The 19,502-nt window shown below is 69.4% G+C and carries 17 protein-coding genes; 10 read left to right on the forward strand and 7 right to left on the reverse strand.

What is annotated here, in order from left to right:
* Positions 1-36: 36 nt before the first annotated feature.
* The 3 genes from nadB to ACWCIA_RS21540 all read right to left on the reverse strand — a co-directional run bounded on the left by nadB (position 37) and on the right by ACWCIA_RS21540 (position 3,335).
* On the reverse strand, positions 37-1,677 hold the full coding sequence (gene nadB, locus ACWCIA_RS21530) for an L-aspartate oxidase (protein ID WP_454166528.1): 1,641 nt from the start codon (positions 1,675-1,677) through the stop codon (positions 37-39).
* Between the two features lie 84 nt (positions 1,678-1,761).
* Positions 1,762-2,499 carry a hypothetical protein gene (locus ACWCIA_RS21535; RefSeq protein ID WP_454166529.1) on the reverse strand — a complete coding sequence of 246 codons (738 nt, stop codon included), beginning with the start codon at positions 2,497-2,499 and terminating at the stop codon, positions 1,762-1,764.
* A complete protein-coding gene (locus ACWCIA_RS21540) occupies positions 2,496-3,335 on the reverse strand; it encodes a hydrolase 2, exosortase A system-associated (RefSeq protein WP_454166530.1) in 840 nt (279 codons plus the stop codon). Before ACWCIA_RS21540 ends, ACWCIA_RS21535 begins: the two co-directional genes overlap by 4 nt.
* A 225-nt stretch (positions 3,336-3,560) precedes the next feature.
* Here ACWCIA_RS21540 and ACWCIA_RS21545 point away from each other — a divergent pair, with 225 nt between their 5' ends.
* Complete coding sequence (locus tag ACWCIA_RS21545) at positions 3,561-5,156, forward strand: AMP-binding protein (protein WP_454166531.1); 1,596 nt, start codon at positions 3,561-3,563, stop codon at positions 5,154-5,156.
* Positions 5,153-6,961 (forward strand): asparagine synthase-related protein, encoded by a 1,809-nt coding sequence (locus ACWCIA_RS21550; RefSeq protein WP_454166532.1) that lies wholly within the window; start codon positions 5,153-5,155, stop codon positions 6,959-6,961. The genes ACWCIA_RS21545 and ACWCIA_RS21550 overlap by 4 nt, the downstream gene beginning before the upstream one ends.
* 51 nt (positions 6,962-7,012) lie before the next feature.
* Here the strand turns inward: ACWCIA_RS21550 and ACWCIA_RS21555 are convergent, their stop codons facing one another.
* On the reverse strand, positions 7,013-7,834 hold the full coding sequence (locus ACWCIA_RS21555) for a glycosyltransferase (RefSeq protein WP_454166533.1): 822 nt from the start codon (positions 7,832-7,834) through the stop codon (positions 7,013-7,015).
* Positions 7,835-7,884: 50 nt separating this feature from the next.
* Here ACWCIA_RS21555 and ACWCIA_RS21560 point away from each other — a divergent pair, with 50 nt between their 5' ends.
* From ACWCIA_RS21560 to ACWCIA_RS21575, 4 genes are all read left to right on the forward strand, one after another.
* Positions 7,885-8,418: a hypothetical protein gene (locus ACWCIA_RS21560; protein WP_454166534.1), complete on the forward strand. Its 534-nt coding sequence runs from the start codon at positions 7,885-7,887 to the stop codon at positions 8,416-8,418.
* 330 nt (positions 8,419-8,748) lie between these two features.
* Positions 8,749-9,543, forward strand: coding sequence for an N-acyl amino acid synthase FeeM domain-containing protein (locus tag ACWCIA_RS21565; RefSeq protein ID WP_454166535.1), 795 nt, complete (start codon positions 8,749-8,751; stop codon positions 9,541-9,543).
* Entirely contained in the window at positions 9,540-11,207 is a 1,668-nt protein-coding gene (locus tag ACWCIA_RS21570) for an FAD-binding oxidoreductase (protein WP_454166536.1), read from the forward strand. The genes ACWCIA_RS21565 and ACWCIA_RS21570 overlap by 4 nt, the downstream gene beginning before the upstream one ends.
* Before the next feature lie 88 nt (positions 11,208-11,295).
* Positions 11,296-11,796, forward strand: a complete 501-nt coding sequence (locus tag ACWCIA_RS21575; RefSeq protein ID WP_454166537.1) for a pyridoxamine 5'-phosphate oxidase family protein — start codon at positions 11,296-11,298, stop codon at positions 11,794-11,796.
* Positions 11,797-11,813: 17 nt separating this feature from the next.
* On the opposite strand, the gene ACWCIA_RS21580 is transcribed toward ACWCIA_RS21575, so the two are convergent.
* Together ACWCIA_RS21580 and ACWCIA_RS21585 are read right to left on the reverse strand one after the other, a co-directional pair.
* Complete coding sequence (locus ACWCIA_RS21580; protein WP_454166538.1) at positions 11,814-12,176, reverse strand: hypothetical protein; 363 nt, start codon at positions 12,174-12,176, stop codon at positions 11,814-11,816.
* 72 nt (positions 12,177-12,248) lie between these two features.
* Positions 12,249-12,701: a DUF411 domain-containing protein gene (locus tag ACWCIA_RS21585; protein WP_454166539.1), complete on the reverse strand. Its 453-nt coding sequence runs from the start codon at positions 12,699-12,701 to the stop codon at positions 12,249-12,251.
* Between the two features lie 193 nt (positions 12,702-12,894).
* Between ACWCIA_RS21585 and ACWCIA_RS21590 the strand changes: the two genes are divergently transcribed.
* Entirely contained in the window at positions 12,895-13,299 is a 405-nt protein-coding gene (locus tag ACWCIA_RS21590) for a DUF2784 domain-containing protein (RefSeq protein ID WP_454166540.1), read from the forward strand.
* Positions 13,300-13,635: 336 nt separating this feature from the next.
* On the forward strand, positions 13,636-15,036 hold the full coding sequence (locus ACWCIA_RS21595; RefSeq protein ID WP_454166541.1) for an amino acid permease: 1,401 nt from the start codon (positions 13,636-13,638) through the stop codon (positions 15,034-15,036).
* A 72-nt stretch (positions 15,037-15,108) separates the two neighbouring features.
* Here ACWCIA_RS21595 and ACWCIA_RS21600 read toward each other — a convergent pair whose 3' ends face one another.
* The gene (locus tag ACWCIA_RS21600; RefSeq protein ID WP_454166542.1) at positions 15,109-15,711 is read right to left on the reverse strand and encodes a nicotinamidase; all 603 of its coding nucleotides are present in this window, start codon (positions 15,709-15,711) and stop codon (positions 15,109-15,111) included.
* A gap of 124 nt (positions 15,712-15,835) precedes the next feature.
* Between ACWCIA_RS21600 and ACWCIA_RS21605 the strand changes: the two genes are divergently transcribed.
* A complete protein-coding gene (locus ACWCIA_RS21605) occupies positions 15,836-16,999 on the forward strand; it encodes a tyrosine-type recombinase/integrase (protein WP_454166543.1) in 1,164 nt (387 codons plus the stop codon).
* A 132-nt stretch (positions 17,000-17,131) separates the two neighbouring features.
* On the forward strand, positions 17,132-17,731 hold the full coding sequence (wrbA, locus tag ACWCIA_RS21610) for an NAD(P)H:quinone oxidoreductase (RefSeq protein WP_454166544.1): 600 nt from the start codon (positions 17,132-17,134) through the stop codon (positions 17,729-17,731).
* Positions 17,732-19,502: the final 1,771 nt, after the last annotated feature.

The following is a 19,502-nucleotide window of genomic DNA, read 5'->3' on the forward strand; positions in this document are numbered from 1 at the left end:
CGGGCTGTCCGAAAGCAGCTTCGGGGACGGCCCGGCCTAGCGGCGCGAGGGCGTCAGCACGCTCGGCAGCGCCTTCGGCAGGGTGTCCGGATAGTCGCGCGAATAATGCAGGCCGCGGCTTTCATGGCGCGAGAGCGCGCTGTTGACGATCAGCGCCGCCACGTCGACCAGGTTGCGCAGCTCCAGCAGGTCGCCAGTGATGCGGAAGTTGCGGTAGTACTCGTCGATCTCTTCCTTCAGCAGGGCGATGCGGTGCTGGGCACGCTCGAGGCGCTTGGTGGTGCGCACGATGCCGACGTAGTTCCACATGAAGCGGCGCAGCTCGTCCCAGTTGTGGGCGATCACGACTTCCTCGTCGGCATTGGTGACGCGGCTTTCGTCCCAGGGCGGCAGCGGCGGGTTCTCGACGCGCGGCGCGGACGCGATCTGGCTGGCGCAGGCGCGGCCGACGACCACGCATTCGAGCAGCGAATTGCTGGCCAGGCGATTCGCGCCGTGCAGGCCGGTGCAGGCGGTTTCGCCGACTGCGTACAGGCCGGGGATGTCGGTGCGCCCGGCGAGGTCGGTCACCACGCCGCCGCAGGTGAAGTGCACGGCCGGCACGACGGGAATCGGTTCCTTCGTGATGTCGATGCCCAGCTCCAGGCAGCGCGCGTAGATGGTTGGGAAGTGCTCCTTCAGGAATTCGGGGCTCTGGTGGCTGATGTCGAGGTGGACGTAATCGAGGCCGCGCTTTTTCATCTCGAAGTCGATGGCGCGGGCGACCACGTCGCGCGGAGCCAGTTCGCCGCGCTCGTCGTGGGCCGGCATGAAGCGGGTGCCGCCGGCCAGCGCCGCCTCGGGCGGCAGCTTCAGGAGGCCGCCTTCGCCGCGAATCGCTTCGGTGATCAGGAAGGATTTCGCGTAGGGGTGGTACAGGCAGGTCGGGTGGAACTGCATGAACTCCATGTTCGAGATGCGGCAGCCGGCGCGCCAGGCCATGGCGATGCCGTCGCCGGTGGCGGTGTCGGGATTGGTCGTGTACAGGTAGACCTTGCCGGCGCCGCCGGTGGCCAGCACCGTGTGCTCGGCCTCGAAGGTCAGCACCTGGCCGCTTTGCTCGTCCTGCACGTAGAGGCCGTGGCAGCGCGGCTGGCCGACCAGGTGCGGGATGCCGCCATGCACCGCGCCTTGCACGCCTTTGCCAGTCAATTTGTCGGAGGTGATGACGTCGATCGCGCAGTGGTGCTCGAACAGGGTGATGTTCGGGTGCGCGCGCACCTTCTGTTCGAGTGTGACCTGCACCGCGTGGCCGGTGGCGTCGGCGGCGTGGATGATGCGCCGCTGGCTGTGGCCGCCTTCGCGGGTCAGGTGGAAGCCCAGTTCGGCGCTGGCGTCGCGGGTGAAGGGCACGCCTTGTTCGATCAGCCATTCGATCGCGGCGCGGCCGTTCTCGACGATGTAGCGGGTGGCGGCTTCGTCGCATAGGCCGGCGCCGGCCACCAGTGTGTCGGCGATGTGCTGGTCGTGGCTGTCGCCGGAATCGAGGACGGCGGCAATCCCGCCCTGGGCCCAGTTGCTGGCGCCGTCCAGCAGGGCGCGTTTGGAAATGATGGCAACCGAGCGCGTCTGCGCAAGATGCAGGGCCACCGACAGGCCGGCGAGGCCGCTGCCGACGATTGCAACGTCAAATTTCATGGCAAGTCTAATATTTGTACAGAAGCATCACTATAGACGATTTGCGTCGGATGCGTCCTGCGGCGGCTCCGCGTCGCCTGGGGCCTACCAGGAGGTGAGCCAGCTGGCGCAGGCAAAGGCGACCGCCTCGCGCCAGGCGCTGCCGCCGGAATCGGCGCAGCCGGCGATCTCGATGCGGCGGCTGCGCGGGCCCTGGTGCTCGAGGGCGCAGGTGGTGCCGGCGCCATTCCCCGGAGCGCTGCCGGCCGCCACCAGCAGGACGCGCCCGCCGAAGAGGCCGGGCGCGGCCTCGGGCAGCCCGGGCGCGGCGGGCTTGGCGGCGCGGCGCAAGGCCGCGGCGCGGCGGAACAGCCGCTGTGCGACCGAGCGCGGGCCTGCGCGCGGCGTCCCGGCCACCGCGGGCGGCAACAGCGGATCGAGCAGGGCCAGCCCGGTGACGCGGGCATCAAGCGCGGCATAGGCGGCGGCCAGCGGGGCCGCGTCGCCGGGCGCGAGGATGACAGATTCTTTCATTTCGGGCACGTGAATGAAAAATTCTTTCATGGCCGCTTCGAGATCCTCGGCCGCCTGGTCGGGGCCGCGGCTGGCGAGGTCGCCTTCGCTGTCGCCATAGCCGCGCCGGTCGAAGCGCATCACGGCGATGCCGCGCCCCGCCAGAATCCGCGACAGCAAGGTGAACTGGCGGTGGCTGCCGGCGCGGTACTGGGTGCTGTCGGGCAGGACCAGCATGCCGCGCATGAGCGGGCGCTCGGGTACGTCGACGATGCCGATCAGGCCGACACCGCTGGAATGGAAGCGCAGGGCGCGCTGTTCGAGTTTCATGCCGGGTCTCCGGAAAACAGGTCGCAGGTGGCCGCGCGCAGCTCCACGCAGTCGAGTTCGCCCGTGCCGTTCCAGCCCGGCGCGCCGTCGAGCGCATGGAAATGCAGGGCCACCCCGCCTGGCGCCCAGCGCTCGGCCAGGCGCGCGGCGCTGGCCGCGGCCCGCAAGGGCGCCGCGCCGTGCGCGAACCAGTGCACGCTGCAGGGCGGCAAGTTCAGGCTGGCGGCGTCGCAGGCGTCCACCGCCTTGACCAGCGGGACCGCGACTTCATAGCCGCCGACCTCGATGGCGCCATGCACGGCGAGCTGGGCGCGCAGAGCCGCCGTGCTGCGCGGAGCGCCTGGCGCCGGGTCGCGCAGTTGCGGCGACCTGCGCAGGAATTCGTTGATGCAGGCGCGCCCGCTCATGAACGGCTGCCACAACAGGATGCGGCGCGGCTGCAGCTGCCGGGCGGCGTCGAGCGCCAGCAGGCCGCCGAGGCGCACGCCCCACAGCGTCAGCGGCCCGCTGTCGCGTTCGGCCAGCCAGGCGGCGGCGATGGCGAGGTCGTCGTGCCAGATCTGCCAGCGGCCGGCGTTGAATTCGCCGCAGCTGTCGCCGCAACCGAAGAGGTCGATTTGCAACACCGTGTAGCCGAGCGCCGCAAACGCGCGCGCCTGCTGGGCGGCCATGCGCCGCGTCCGGTTCAGCTCCTCGGCGAAGGGATGCACGTAGAGAATGGCGCCGCGCGGGGCGACCTGGGGATTCGGCGCGTGGTACAGGCTGAAGCGCGTGCCCGGCCTGGCATCGAAGAAAAACGGCTCCACGCGGGGCGTGGTCAGCAGCGGCGCGTTCATGGACTGGCGTCTCCTGCACTCGGTTGTCGTGTTGCACGGTTGGCGCGTGTCGAAGCCGGATCGGCGGTGTCACGATCGTGCATTTATGTCAATTAGACACGCGTGCCACCGCCGGATGTTGCGCGCTGACAGGAGCAGCGACAGGCGTGTTGTTGACCCTGATCAATAGCCCGTTTGCAGTTTTTCTGAATCATAGGTTTCTTTTGAGCATGATCGGAGGAACCCATGGCCCAGCTGGCCCACGAACTGGTGGACGAGGCGGCCGCGCGCACGCCGGCCGCCACCGCCTTGCGCCACCGCGCGCAGCGCATCAGCTATGCGGCGCTCGCCGCCAGCGCCGCCGCGGTCGCCTCCGCCTTGCGCGCCTGCGGCGCCGGGCTCGATGAACGCGTCGCGCTTCGCCTGCCGGACTGTCCCGCCTTCGTGGCGGCGCTGCTGGGGACCTCCGGCGCCGGCTGCGCCGTCGTCCCCATCGACCCCAAGCTCGACCACGCCCGCTGCGCCGCGCTGCTGCGCGACTGCGGCGCGGGCATCCTCATCATCGATGCCGCCGACCTCGCGTCCCTGGGGACCGTACTGCCCGGCTGCCCGATGCTGCGCACGGTGGTCGTCCACGGCGGCGCCGCCCCGGCCGACACGTCTCAGCGCACGCTCGAGTGGGATGCCTTTCTGGCCCTGGCCGCCGCCGCCCCGGCGGCGCCCGCGGCTGCCTCGCTGGCGGCACTGTTGTATCGCATCGACGCGGCTGGCGCGCCGCGCGGCATGGCCTTGTCGCACCGCAACCTCGTGGCGGGCGCCCAGTCGACCCTGCGGTGTGCCGGGCTGGAGCCGGGCGGCCGGGTGCTGGCCGCGCTGCCCCTGCACAGCGACCATGGCATCAATGCCTTGCTGGCGACCTTCGCCGCCGGCGCGGCGCTGGTGCTCGAGCCCGAGTGCGCCCACCCGGACGGGAACGGCGCCGGTGCGCTGGCGCGCCTGCTCGGGCGCGGCGCCGTCGACTGCCTGTTCGCGTCGCCCGCCGCCGCCAGGATGCTGATTCGGGTCGACCTCGGCCACGCCGCCGCCCACCTGCGCACCCTGGTGTGTGCCGGCGGCGGCCTCGATCGCGGCGCGCTCGACGCCCTGCGGCATGCGCTGCCGCGCGCCCGGATCCACCTGCTGTACGACATCGGCGACGCCTGCCGCTCGACCAGCCTGATGCCGGCCGCGCTCGACGAACGCCCCGGCACGATCGGCCGCGCGCTGCCGTATTCAGAATGGCGGGTGCTGCGGCCCGACGGCCGCGAATGCGCTGCCGGCGAGACCGGAGAGCTGGTGCGCTGCGGCGCGCTGGTCACGCTCGGCTACTGGAACGACCCGCAGCGCACGACCGCGCACTTCCGCGCGCTGCCGCCGCCGCCCGGGCTGGTGCGGCGCGAGACCGGCTACTTTCCGGGCGTCGCCGCGCGCAAGGACAGCGAGGGCTTCCTCTATCTGCTTGATGCCCGCAGCGACGTCATCGTCACCCAGGGCTACCGCGTCAGTCCGCGCGACGTCGAAAAAATCGTGGTCGGCACCGGGCTGGTGGCCGAGGCGGCCGCGATCGGCGTCGCCCACCCAAGGCTGGGCCAGGTCATCGCCGTGCTGGCCACGCCGCGTCCGGGCGCGCGGCTTGATTCCACGATCCTGTTCGGCGCCTGCCAGGCGCGCCTGCCGCGCTACATGCTGCCGGCCATGGTCGACGTGCGGCGCGCGCCTCTGCCGCGCGCCGGCGACGGCCAGATCGACCGCGCCCTGCTGGCTGGCGAACTGGCTCCCCTGTTTGCCGAGGTGACGCCATGACCGGGCTGTGCGGATGGTTTTCGAACGAGCCGGCCGCCTTGCCGCTGGCCGACATGGCCGCGCCGCTCGACGGCGGACCGGCGCTGCGCACCGCCGCCCACAGTCTCGGCGCCGCGGCGCTCGCCGGCCACGCCGACGAAGTCTCCCTCTATATGGAAGACGGCCTCCTGATCGTGCACTGGGGCGAGCGCGTCGAGGAGCTGGCGCGGCTGTGGCGCAGCCATGGCGCCCAGGCCTGTGCCGCGCTGTCCGGGCACTTCGCCTTCGCCATCCTCGACGAGCGGCGCGCGGAGGCGCTGCTGGCGGTCGACCGCTGCGCCACCCGGCCCCTGTTCTACCAGGTGGTCGGGCGCACGCTGCTGTTCTCCAGCAGCATGGAAGCACTCGCGCGCCATCCCGGCGCCTGCGCCGAGCTCGATCCCCAGGCACTCTTCGACTACCTGTACCTGAACGCGGTGCATGGCCCGCGCACCATGCATGCGGGCAGCCGCCGGCTCGCCCCGGGCGAATGCCTGCACCTGCGCGGCGGCCGCGTCGAGCGCCTGCACTACTGGCGCATGCGCTATACCGAGCATGCGCCGCAGCCCGCGCCGCAGGGCGCGCTGGTCGACGCGCTGTCCTGCGGGATCAAGGCCGCGGCCGGCCAGCACCGGGCCGGCGTCCAGCTTGCCAGCGGCGCTGGCGGCATGCTGCTGGCGGCGCTGCTGGGACGGGTCACCGGCGCGCCCTGCGCCACCTACACGGTCGGCTTCGGCCGGCAGGCGGACTCCATGCTTAAGCGCGCCCGCACGGCCGCATCGAAACTGCACACCCGGCACCGCGAGACCGTGATCGACGCCGACGACGTGGCCGACGCCGTCGCGGCCCTGGCCCTGGCCTCGGACGGACCCTGCGGCGAGCCGGCCGCGGTGGCGATGCTGTTCGCGGCGCGCATGGCGCGCGAGGACGGGGTGCGCCGCCTGGCCGGCGGCTTCGGCGCGGCGCAGCTGTTCGGCTGCAGCCGGCGCTACGCCGGCCTGGCGCGCGCCGGACGCTACGAAAGGCTGCCTGGCGCGCTGCGCCAGTTGCTGATCGAACCGCTGCTGTTCAAGGCCGGCGCCAGCCTGCCCGGCGCTTTTGCCCGGCTGCGTGCGCGCATCGAACGTTCGATGGCGCCGGCGCCGATGCGGCTGCGCCACGCGAATGCGCTGCTGGCCCATGGCGCCGCCGCCGTGTTCGAGCCGGGCTTCCTGGAACTGGTCGACCCCGATGCGCCGGGCGCCGCCCAGGAGCAGGCCTGGTGGCTGGCGCAGGCGCGCAGCAGCGTCAACCGCTCGGTCGACCTGGAACTGCAGGGCGACCTGCCGTGCCGCCTGCTGCCCGCCTTCAGCGCCGCATGCGCCGCGAACGGCGTGACCCCGGCCTTTCCCTACCTGCACGACGCGGTGGTGGCGATGTCGGCCAGTCTGGCCCCGCACCTCAAAACCGCCGGCGGCGCGCGCGAACTCTTCACGCGCGCCCTGCGCGAGGCCGGCTGCAGGCTGGCGCCGGCACGCGACCCGGCGCCGCCTTTGCCCTTCGGCGCCTGGCTGCAGGGCGATCCGCGCCTGCGCGCGCTCGCCTACGACAGCCTGGCCGCCTTCGCCAAACGCGGCATCGTGCGCCGCGAGTTCATCGACTTGCTGCTGGCGCGCCGCCTGCCCGAGGAACCGGCGCTGCACGGCCAGGTCGTCTGGCAGCTGATGATGCTCGAGGCGTGGTGCGCGCGCCGCCGGCATGGCGCCTTTGCGATCGATGGCGCGTCCCGCGAGACGCAGCCGGCCTGAATGTGCCGCCGCCGGGCACGGCCCGGCGGTATCCATCGACGAGTAAAAGCCTCAGGCGGCGGCCAGCGCGTCGTAGACCGCCAGGTAGCTGCGCGCCATCGCCGGTAGGCTGTGATGGGCGATCACCTGGCCGCGGGCGCGGGCGCCGTGGCGCGCACCCATTTCGGGGATGCGGCAGTAATCGGCAATCGCGGCGGCCATGACATCGGGCGACATCGGCGGCACCAGGATGCCCGTCAGTCCCGGCTGCACCAGTTCCTTGTGCACCCCGACCGAGGTTGCCACGACCGGCAGCCCGGTCGCCATCGCTTCGAGCAGCACCTTGCCGCTGCCTTCGGCAATGGCCGGCAGCACCATCAGGTCCATCGCCCGCAGCAGGCGGGCGGTGTCGGCGCGCTCGCCCGGCAGCCAGGCGCGATGGCTGGCGCCGGCGCGCTCGAGCATGGCCTGGCATTCGGCGCGCATCGGCCCGTCGCCGACGATCAGTAGGCGTAGTCGCGCGTGCGCCGGGTGCGGCGAGGAGATCAGGCGCAGGAAGGCTTCGACCAGGGTGGTGTCGTTGTTGGCGTCGTCCATGCGCCCGACGCTGCCGATGACGAAGGCGTCGTCGCGCATGAAGCCGTCCGGCCCGACGGCCGCGTGCGGCCCCAGGCGCGGATGGAACTCGAGGCTGTCGACGCCGTGCGCGATGTGCGACACCCGCGAGGGCTCGGCGCCGACCTGTTCGATGAGCCAGCGTTCCTGTTCCGCGCTGGCGGCGATGTAATGGCTGACCAGCGGCCGCAGGACACGGCGCAGGCCGCTGCTGGCCAGGTGGCGCAATGCCGGGCGCGAAGCGAGGCGCAACGAAGGGTGCAAAGTAGGGCGCAGCAACGCGGATTGCTCCTGGCGGCGCGGCTCGAAGGGTCGCGACCGTATTCGCCGTGCACGCGCAGCCGTACGCCCGCCAGCGCGGCGGCCAGCTGGCCTTCGAGGCCGCCGAGGTTGCGGGTGTGGACCAGGTCGGGACGCAGCTGGCGCAAGGTGCGCACCATGCGCAGGAAGTGGCCGGGATCGGCGCCCTCGCGCCGGTGCAGGTCGATCACCTCGACGCCGTGCTCGCGCAAGTGCGCATGGAAGACGCTGTGCTCGCGCAGGCACAGCACGGCATGGCGGTAGCGTTCGGCCGGCGTATGCTTGACCAGGTCGAGCAGGGCGGGACCGGCGCCAGGGGCGTCGAGCCGGTTCACGACGTGGGCGACCAGCCGCGGCTCGTCGAGCGGGCGGGCCAGGCCGGAGGGTGGGCGGTTACCCATGGCGCGTGTCCGGTGGAGAGGCGCGTCCGCCAGGAAGGAAGCCGGGTTTCATGGCTGCGCAGCGAACGAAGGTGGCGGGAACCCCGGCCCGCTGGAGCGAACGAACAGCATTGCAGAGTCTCCGGTGGAAGCTTCAAAAAGCAAGCTTGGCAAAGCCAGTGAAAGCCCGGCGGCGGCACGGTCGCAAGGCCGTCCGGCGATTATATGGCTGCGCCGCCGGCGCATTTGGCGACACGGTGCGACCCTTGATACCTGTCAAACGACGCATTTATCCACGCAACGCTGCGTGCCGCACGCGCCCCAGACCCCGCATCAAATGCGCAATGCTTGTGACAAATTTCTCCGGAGCTTGACCTAGATTCAGATGGTAAAGATCTGTGCAGAACCGCGGGAACTGCGCTACTGCTGGGCTTGTCTCAATCGAAGCTGATCGTTTTGCAGCTAGACCGTTTTCGCCAATGACGGCGGGACGCCATCTTCGAAGGAGACACCATGCTGGTAGATGAAATGCCGATCGCAAGCTTCCGAACCCCCACCGCCGCCCCGGCGAGCGCCCCGGCGGCGCCCCGGGCCCACCCATCCGCCGCGGGCGCGGCCCAGCCCGTCCATCCCGCCTCCCAGGTATGCAATGTCCGGCTTGCGATCTCGGCCGAGCGCCACGCCGACGCCGGCGTCCTGCTGCAGCGGATGTATGCCTGGCGCGGGTATGCGGTCGAGGCAGGAACGCGCCGCGAGGGCAACACCTTTACCCTGTACGCGGAAACCGCCGGCGAACTGGTCGGCACGGTGAGCCTGTGCCTCGAGCGCGACGGCCTGCTGCCGGCCGACGCGCACTTCGGCGACAGCCTGGCGGCCCTGCGCGCCCAGGGCCGCCGCCTGTGCGAGCCCTCGCGCCTGGCCATCGACAAGGGCATGTCCAAACGCGTGTTCGCCGCGCTGATGCATATCGCGCACCTGTACGCCTCCCGGCTGCATGCGTGCACCGACTACGTCATCGAGGTCAACCCGCGCCACGTCGCCTTTTACCGGGAGGTGCTGGGCTTCACGGAACTGGCCGGCGAGCGCCACTGCAGCCGGGTCGGCGCCCCGGCCGTGCTGCTGCGCCTGCCCATCGCCCACATGAGCACCCAGATCGCGCAATGGGCCGGCCGGACCGGGCCGCAGGAGGATCAACAAGCACAACAGCGGGCCGGCCGTTCCGTCTATCCCTATTTCTTCCCGCTGCGCGACGAAGCGGCAATCACCGCGCGCCTGGCGGCGCTGTGTACGACGGGAGAACGCGCATGAGCAAGCTGAACGATGTACATCACCTGCAGCGCGATACCGGTGTCGACGAAGCGCTCGCCGCCATGGCGGCCGTGGTCGGCGCCGTGCATCTGGCCAGCGACGACCGGACCCGCGAACGCTACGCCCGCAGCACGGCCGCGCGCCCGGTGCTGCCGCTGGCGGTGGTGCGTCCCGGCAGCGCCGGCGAAGTCGCGCAGCTGGTCAGGATCGCCGCGCGCCATGCGCTCGCCGTCTACCCAATCAGCACCGGCAGGAACTGGGGCTACGGCGACGCCTGCGCGGTAGGCGCCGGCCAGGTCCTGCTCGACCTGTCGCGCATGAACCGGATCGTCCAGGTCGACCCGGAGCTGGCCTATGCCGTCATCGAGCCCGGGGTCACCCAGCAGCAGCTGTCGAGCTATCTGCGGGAACGCGGCCTGCCGCTGTGGGCCGACTGCACCGGAGCCGGGCCCGACACCAGCTACGTCGGCAACATCATGGAGCGCGGCTTCGGCCATTCGCCCTACGGCAACCGGCTGCAGCACGTGGCGGGCATGGAAATCGTGCTGGCCGACGGCGAGGTCCTGAAGACCGGCTTCGGCCACTACCGCAACGCGCGCACCGCCCACCTGTTCCAGTACGGGGTCGGCCCCTTCCTCGACGGCCTGTTCACCCAGTCGAACATGGGCATCGTTACCCAGCTGGGGATCTGGCTGATGCCGAAAGTCGAGTGCGTCAACCACTTCCTGTGCAGCGTCCCGGCGCACGCCGACATCGCTGCGGTCGTGGACGCCCTGCGCCCGTTGCGCCTCGACGGCACGCTGCGCAGCATCCTGCATATCGGGAACGACATGCGCGCCCTGAGCGGCAGCGGCGTGTTTCCGCGCGCCCGGGTGCCCGAGGGCGCCCGCCTGCCCGATGCGCTGCGCGGGGCGATGTGCCGCGCGGCCGGGGTCCAGGCCTGGACCGTGTCCGGCGCCCTGTACGGCTCGCACGCCCAGGTGGCGGCCGCGCGCGCGGCGCTGCGCCGGGCCCTGCGCGGCACGCCGGCGCGCACCGTCTTCATCACCGAGCGCAAGCTGCGCATCGGCGCTGTCGCGGCCCGCCTGTTTGGGGAGAGCGCGATGGGGCGCCGGCTGCGCTCCCGGCTGGAGATCGCCGGGTCGCTGTTCGGGATGAACCACGGCACGCCCAGCGGCCGCTTCCTGGCCGGCGCCTACTGGCGGCGGCGCGGCGGCTTGCCGCAGGACTTCCCGCAGGCCGCCGACCCGGCGCGCGACGGTTGCGGGCTGCTGTGGGTGTCGCCGGTGCTGCCGATGCGCGGCGCCGACATGCTGGCGGTGCACGACCTGGCCCGCACCGTGTTCTGGAAACATGGCTTCGACCTGTTCGCCACCTTCAGCATGATCAACGAGCGGGCGCTGGGCGGGGTGCTGACGGTGGCCTACGACAAGGAAGATGCCGAGGAAACGGCGCGCGCCCGCGCCTGCCACGACGAGGTATTCCAGAAGATGATGGACGCCGGCTACATCCCTTACCGCGTCGGCAACCAGGCGATGGGCCGGCTCGATCCGGAGGGCGACACCTACTGGCGCACCGTGGCCCGCATCAAGGCCGCGCTCGACCCGGCGGGCATCCTCGCGCCCGGACGCTACGAGCCGGGCGTGGCGCGCACAGTGACGTAGGGCGCGGCGCCTTGGAGCGTTCGGCTGCGCACGGAATCGGGGGCCGAAGCGTCCTAGTATCGGGGTTCACTTAACTTGAGGAGAAACCATGTCCACGAACGCTACCGCGCAGGCGGCCGCGCTGGCCGACAAGATCCGCTCGATGCGCTTTGCGATGTTTACCACCGTCGACCAGCACGGCCACCTGATCAGCCATCCGATGACCAACCAGGAGACGGACGAGCAGGGCGGGCTGTGGTTCTATACCTCGATCCATGCCCCGCTGTGGCAGAACATCGCCGTCCAGCCCGAAGTCAACGTGAGTTTCGCCCAGCCCGACGACAGCCTGTATGTGTCGATCAGCGGCACCGCCGAGCGCGTGGTCGACCGCGAACGCATCCGCGCGCTGTGGAATCCGATGGTGCAGGCCTGGTTCCCCCACGGCCCGGACGACGAGCACGTGGTGCTGGTGCGCGTGGCGCCGCACAGCGCCGAATACTGGGACTCGAACGACAGCAAGATGGTACGCCTGTTCCAGATGGCCAAGGCGGCCGTGACCGGAACCACCCCGGACGTCGATCCGGGAGAGCACGGCATGATCAAGCTGTAAGGATCAGGCTGTAAAGCTCAGCGCGGCGGCAGGTCGTCCTGGGACTGGTTGGCGCCGGTCTCGGGGCTGCCGAGGCCGGTCCCGGTGCCCCCGCCTTGCTCGGCGCGGGTATCGAGCGATCCGCGAGAGCCGGTCTGCACGTCGCTCTCGGTCGGCTGCGCCTGCTTGGGGGACTGCGGGGAGGCGGGGCGCTGGCCCTCGATCTCGCCGTGGCTGTGCGTCAGCTGTTCGCCGCCGCTGCCGCCGGTTTCCGCCTGGGTCTCGTGCGCCGGAGTGGCGCCGGCCTGGCCGCTGGTCGCGCCGCCCACACCGATGGTGGTCGAAGCGTCCTGCTGGCCGCTCCCCTGGTTGGTGCCCGTCGTGTTCGAATTCGTTCCCATCCTGATCTCCTGTAAGCAAGCTGGTGACGATGATACCCCCGCCGGGTGCCGGCACGATTGGAGCGTGCGCCCTCAGAGCTTCTGCTCGTAATGCTTGAAGACCGTCGTCTTGCCGTCCTTTTGCACCAGCAGGACGTCGTAGGGATCGCTGCGCGGTCCTTCCATGCCGGGCGAACCCAGCGGCATCGCCGGCACCGCCAGCCCGGTCGCCTTCGGTTTGCTGCCCAGCAGGCGCTTGATGTCGGCCGCCGGCACATGGCCTTCGATCGCATAGCCGCCGACGCGCGCGCTGTGGCAGGAGCCCAGGGCGTGCGGGATGCCGAACTTCTGGCGGTAGTCGGTCGGGTTCTCGACGTCGTGCGCCTTGACCGTGAAGCCGTTGTCCTCGAGGTGCTTGACCCAGCCCTTGCAGCAGCCGCAGCTGGCGGTCTTGTAGACCTCGATGACAGGTTGCGCCGCCCCCGCGAGGGCAGGCAGGGCGATCAGGGCTGCGGCGGCGGCCGTCAGGAAACGTGGGCGCGACATGGGTTTTCCTCCATTGGAACAGGCAAGTACAGGATGGGCGCCGTGCCGCCAGCGGGCAGGGCGCGACAACCCGCATGGTACACCAGCGCCCCCGCAGGCCCGGACGGGTCCATAATCGGTGTGTCACTTCCATGGAGAGGCCAGTGAAGCAGCCCCTGCGCCGCGCGCGCACTCCAGCCAGGCGGGTCCGGCCATGACCTGGGCGCTCGCCTCGGCCCTGGTCCTGCTGGTCCACCTGGCCTTCGTCCTGTTCGTCGTCCTCGGCGCACTCCTGTTGCCGCGCTGGCCGCGCCTCGTGTGGCTGCACCTGCCGGCCGCCGCCTGGGGCGTCTTCATCGAACTGAGCGGCCGCGGCTGTCCCCTGACGGGGCTGGAGAACGCCCTGCGCCTGCGCGCCGGCTTGGAGGGCTACACGGAAAGCTTCGTCGAGCACTACATCCTGTGGCTGCTGTATCCGGGCGGGCTGACGCGCGAGGTCCAGCTGGTGCTTGCCGGCGCCGTCGCCGCGATCAACCTTTTCCTGTACGGCTGGGTGCTGCTGCGCGCCTCGCAGCGGCGTGCCGGGAAGCTGCCGGCCGGGCCGCGTTCGTCCCCCTGAAATTGGCCGCGCACGGCTTGCCGTACGGCGTGCTTGCTCAACAGGGGTTGACGGAGCAATAATGCGGATGTGCTGGCTTATTGTTATCGCTTTTTGCGCCCGCTCGTAAAGACGCGGACGCAAACAGGGTAGGTCGATCGGCGCTTGTGGCATCGCGGGCGCTCTCCCCAGGGTCCGATTCGCTTTCCCGATTGTTGGGAGGCCGGGCGGTGCGCGCAGGGCAGGACATTGGGCCAGCGGATGGACGGTAGCACGGCAGCAAAGTGGGGAAAGTCGACCGGCAGGCCGGCGCCTTTCCTGGGAGGAGGACGATAATGAAAAACAGGAGAACACGTAGTGAGCTTATTTAGGACGAAAAATCTCGATACCATGGTCGCGGACAGCCGCGCCCCGGGCGGGTTGAAAAAGGTCCTCGGACCGATAGACCTGATCCTGATGGGTATCGGGGCAATTGTCGGCACGGGTATCTTCGTGCTGACCGGCACGGGCGCGGTGACGGCCGGCCCGGCGCTGACCCTTTCCTTCATCATCGCTGCCGTGGCCTGCGGCTTTGCGGCGCTGTGCTACGCGGAATTCGCGTCCTCGGTGCCGGTGGCCGGATCGATCTATACCTATTCCTACGTCACCCTGGGCGAACTCGTCGCCTGGATGATCGGCTGGGACCTGCTGCTCGAATACGGCCTGGCCACCTCGACGGTCGCCGTGGGCTGGTCCGGCTACTTCCAGTCGCTGCTCGAAGGTTTCGGCATCATTCTGCCGGAAGCGCTGCGCGCGGCCCCGGGCGCCAAGCCTGGCGTGGACACCCTGTTCAACCTGCCCGCCTTCCTGATCATGATGGTCCTGACCTGGATGCTGTCGCTCGGCGTGCGCGAATCGGCGCGCGTGAACAACATCATGGTGCTGATCAAGACCGGCGTCGTCCTGCTGTTCATTTTCGTCGGCGTCGGCTACGTCAAGCCTGACAACTGGCAGCCGTTCATGCCCTTCGGCGCCGGCAGCGTGATGAGCGCCGCGGCCCTCGTGTTCTTCGCCTTCATCGGCTTCGATGCCGTGACCTCGGCCGCCGAGGAAGTCAAGAACCCGTCCAAGGACCTGCCGATCGGCATTATCGGTTCGCTGGCCATCTGCACCGTCCTGTACGTGATCGTCTCGGCGATCATGACCGGCATCGTCCCGTTCATGAACTTCAAGGGCGTCGACCACCCGGTCTCGCTGGCGCTGAAGTACGCCGGCCAGGACTGGGTCGCCGGTTTCGTCGACCTGGCCGCGATCCTGGGCATGAGCACCGTGATGCTGGTGATGGCCTACGGCCAGACCCGCATCCTGTACGCCATGTCGCGCGACGGCCTGCTGCCGGCCAAGCTCTCGAGCGTGCACCCGAAATACGGCACCCCTTACTTTGCCACCTGGCTGGTCGGCATCGTCTTCGGCCTGATCGCCGCCGTGGTACCGCTGGACGTGCTGGCCGAGCTGGTCAACATCGGCACCCTGGCCGCGTTCTCGCTGGTTTCGCTGGCCGTCATCATCCTGCGCAAGAAGCGTCCTGACCTGCCGCGCGCCTTCCGTTGCCCTGGCGTCCCGGTCGTGCCGGCCCTGGCCATCCTCTTCTGCCTGACCCTGATGTCCTTCCTGAGCTGGCACACCTGGGTCGCCTTCGTGGTCTGGCTGGCGCTGGGCCTGGTGATCTACTTCGTCTACGCACGCCACCATTCGAAGCTGAACGGCAAGCAGGCGTAATCAAAGGGAGCGAGCCCGGTTCGCCGGGCAGTTCGATCAACCCGACCGTGGCCTGCGCCGCGGCCGGGTTTTTTATTGCACGGCGCGCTCGGCCGCGAGCTGCCCGACCCGCACCGGCAGCGCCCCGCGCGCGGCCATCTCGGCCAGCGCCCGCTCGCCGTCGCCCGGTTTCACGTCCACCGGGCGCATCGCGTCAACGGCGGCCAGGACCTCGAAGCCGTTCGTGCGCGCGTCCAGCACGGTGTTGAGCACGCAGTAGTCGGTGGCGAGGCCGCACACCACCACGCGTTCGATCCCGCCCGCGCGCAGCCGCTCGGCCAGGCCGGTGCCGTTGAAGGCGGAATAGGCGTCCACATCGGCCGTGTCCGCCTTCGTCACGACGACCGCATCCGGCGGCAGCTCGAGCTCATCGGAAAAGGCCGCGCCACGGGTGCCCGCGACGCAATGCGGGGGCCAGGGACCGCCGCGATCGGCAAACGAGATGTGGTTCGCCGGATGCCAGTCGCGCGAGGCGTACACCGGCAAGCCCTGCTCGCGGAACAGGCGGATCAAGGCGTTGATCGGGCCGATGACTTCGTTTCCTTTCGGCACACCAAGGCTGCCGCCAGGCAGGAAGTCATACTGCATGTCGACGATGAGCAGGGCGTCGGTTGGTGTCAGGTGCAAGGGTTTCATGCTTGATCCTTGTCATGTGGGAGACGGGAGATGAGGCCGGGTTGGCATGTTCGCAAGACTGGCATGGATGAGCGCGGGCCGGCATGCTATACTGTACAAACATACAGTAGTCTGCATTTCAGCCATGACAAAATTCCTTCCGATCGACCTCACGCCGCCCGCTCCCGACGCCGCGGACGGTGCGCCCAGCGGCCGTCTCGACGTCAAGATGTTCCGTGTCGCGGACGATCCGATCACCGAAGCCCAGACCGACATCGAGATCGCGCGCGAGTTCATCGCCAACGGCGAACTGAGCGCCAAGTCGATTGCGAATACCGAAAAGGAACTATACCGCTTCCTGACCTGGTGCCGCGAGGAAGCAAAGAAATCGCTCGCGCAGTTGAACGTCTCCGACCTGAATGCCTACAAGGATTTCCTGCGCAACCCGCCGCCGGACTGGATCTCGAAGACCAAGTGGCCCCGCAGCGACCCGCGCTACCGCCCGTTCACGGGCCCGCTGTCGGACCCCAGCCGGCGCCAGGCCATGATCGCGGTCAAGGGCCTGCTTGGGTTCGCCGAGCAGACCGGCTACCTGCGCCGCAACCCGGCGGCCCTGGTGCGCAACGTGCGCGCGCCCGTCGCCAGCCGCATCACGCGCTACCTCACGCCGGAGGCCATTGCACTGGCGATTGCCACCGTCGCCGCGCGCGTGCCGGACTCGCCGGCGGCGCTGCGGCGGCGCGAGCGCGACCGCTTCCTGCTGGTCGCCTTTGCCCACACCGGCGCGCGGCTGAACGAAATCGTCGGCGCGAACATGGGCGCCATTTACACGGAAGGCGGGGGACGCTGGTGGATCGACGTGCTCGGCAAGGGCAACAAGCCGCGCCGCCTGCCGGTGCCGGACGACATGCTCGACGCCTTCCGCCAGTACCGGGAAGCCTACGGCCTGCCGCCGCATACCGCGCGCGCCGACCGCATGCCGCTGGTCCTGTCCTCGCGCAGCCGCGCGGTCAAGCGGCTCACCGACGAAGCGGCGGCAGAGGCGCTGAAAGGCGTCTTTGCCGAGGCCGCCTCGGCGGCCGAGCGGGCCGGCGAGGCCGACATCGCGGCCAGCCTGCGCCACGCGTCCGTGCACTGGCTGCGCCACAGCATGCTGACCAACCACGCCAATAACGGCGTACAGCTGAAAACGCTGCAGGACACGGCGGGGCACGCCAACATCGCCACCACTGCCGCCTACCTGCACAAGACCGACCACGAGCGGCACGACGAGATCATCGCCTCGGTCCGGAAGAACCCCAAGCGCTAGGCAATCAGCCACGCGCCAAGCGGGACGGGTCGCCCCGGCGCTTCGGGGTAGCATAGGACAGCGCGCAGGCGGACTGCGCACTGCCGACAGGCATCGACAGCGTTTTCACTATCCATTTCCAAGGAGAGTCGCATGGCGAAGGTACTGGTGCTGTATTACTCCACTTACGGCCACATCGAGCAGATGGCGAACGCCATCGCCGAGGGCGCGCGCACGGGTGGGGCGGAGGTGACGGTCAAGCGGGTGCCGGAGACGGTGCCCGAGGAAATCGCGCGCAAGGCCCATTTCAAGCTCGACCAGCAGGCGCCGCTTGCCACGGTGGACGAATTGCCCGATTACGACGCCATCGTCATCGGCGCACCGACCCGCTACGGCCGCATGCCCTCGCAAATGGCGGCCTTCCTCGACCAGACCGGCGGCCTGTGGGCGCGCGGCGCCCTGCACGGCAAGGTCGGCGCCGCCTTCACCTCGACGGCCACCCAGCACGGCGGCCAGGAAACCACGCAGTTCTCGATCATCACCAACCTGCTCCACTTCGGCATGGTCGTGGTCGGCCTGCCATACAGCTTCGCCGGCCAGATGACCCTCGACGAGATCACCGGCGCCAGCCCCTACGGCGCCAGCACCATCGCCGGCGGCCAGGGCCAGCGCCAGCCCAGCCAGAACGAACTGGACGGGGCGCGGCACCAGGGCGAACTGGTGGCGAAGACGGCGGCGAAGCTGTTCGGCTGAGCGGGCAGGGCGGCGAGGCTGGATCGCGAGTTCTGCCATGCAAGAGGCCGGCGCCAGCCTATTAGGACCTTTCTGAAAGGTCGAAGTCACCAGGCAAGGGCTTCATCGCCAGGTCCCCGCCGGATGGACGCACAGCCTGCGTGGCGCTCGGAGCGCGCCCGCCAAGAGCGGGCGAGAGCTGCCGGCGGATGGGCCGCCGGCAGCTCTCGCGGACGTAACAGGCGCAAGGTCACATTCCGGTCGCGGTCGCGGATCCTCCAGTCCACCTGCTTCATCTCGGCACGTACAGCGGCCAGCCGGCGGTCGGTGAGGGTAGCGGGACGGGATACACGACGCGTATCGTCGCGTGGGCAAATGTGTGCGAGGGAAGCGCGCAGGGGAGGGATGAGGCCTGTCAAAATAAGAAGACTGGGAACGCGGGGTACGCAACCATTTAATCGAGAAATGGTCTCGTTGCCTGTGCAGCCCAGGTCTGAAGCGCGCGCTAGACGGTGCTTGCGGGGAGGGCAGTCCGCCTGCAGCGGGGTGCTCGCCCGTACCGAACATATCATCTGATCGAATCACGACCGGGCTCCTGGTGCAGGTCTGAAAGAGGGAAGAGGGATGCGGCCGAGCCGGCCACTGCGCTCGCGTCTCGTTAGCTGGCGACAGCGGGCGGCTGAGCACAGCAGGGAGCTGCATGAGTTCAGTCTAGGCTGGTATTCTTGCGCGTCATGCCTCCCTAGTGCGGTTCGAGAGCCGCGTCGGCGAATCCGTTCCTGCCAGGAAGCGACACTCATGCAAGTCGAGATTACAGAATGTATTGTCGAGTTAAGACCCTTGTGTACTGTTGCGGGAGGTGGGGGCTTGAGAGGCATGACAAAAGCTTCCAGGGACGGTTCTCCATGAGGCGTCATCGTCTGAAATACTGTGCCTGAATGCCGGCACGGGGCAACGCAGCCGTGGCAGGTGCGGTGGTTCCGTTGACAGGTCTTCAGCCTCCCGGGCAATCCATGCCAGGATCGGCCGGATGGGTTTGCCTCCGGTCACGGCGTCGATCAGCGCCCTGTCCAGGGCCCGTCGTGTCGAGTCCACGAGACATATCGCACTGCACACCGCCTTTAGGTTCGGCAGTCTGGCGATCTCGAGAGCGGATCGTCGCCGGAGATTCGTTTGATGGCGCTGCCCAGCTGACCCTGTAGGCCCAGGCCTGCACCAAGCCCAGCGCTCGCTAGAGCAGCGGCGCCTTGCGGCAGGTTGCCGGCGACCGATCGTCGCAGCCGCGCTTCGGTGCTCGCCGCTGCTGATCACGAGCGCCTCCACGCCGTTTGCGTCGACGCGCGCAGGCAGCCTTTCCTGCACGGGCGAAATCGTGCGTAGGCGTGCCCGATCGCCGCCTGTCCGCCGATACGGGCCCGGGCTGGACGGTTCGCACGAGTTGTCCAGACATGGGAACGCAGCAGCCAGCGTCCCGGTCGGCTTGGCGCCGCGATTTCAGCCGCTGCACAACAGACAGGACGTAGACGCCCGTGATGCGCACATCGATTCCCGGAGCGCGAGGTAGCGTTGGCGCCATGCATCCGCAAAGGGGCGCGGGGCTTCATCGATACGGGATGTGCGATCACAAGCGAGCCCGAAAGCGGGACGAACTGGGCGATCGGGAAAGATGCCGAGGGCAGATGTCGGGTGCTAGGCGAAGTTCGATCTGTGGTCTGTCCTGGAGGGCGTTTCCTTGCAACGGAAGTCCGCCGACAGAATGTTGTGAGTGCGTTTTTATAGTCGCCTCATAGGA

The sequence above is a fragment of the Massilia sp. SYSU DXS3249 genome (assembly GCF_053668055.1).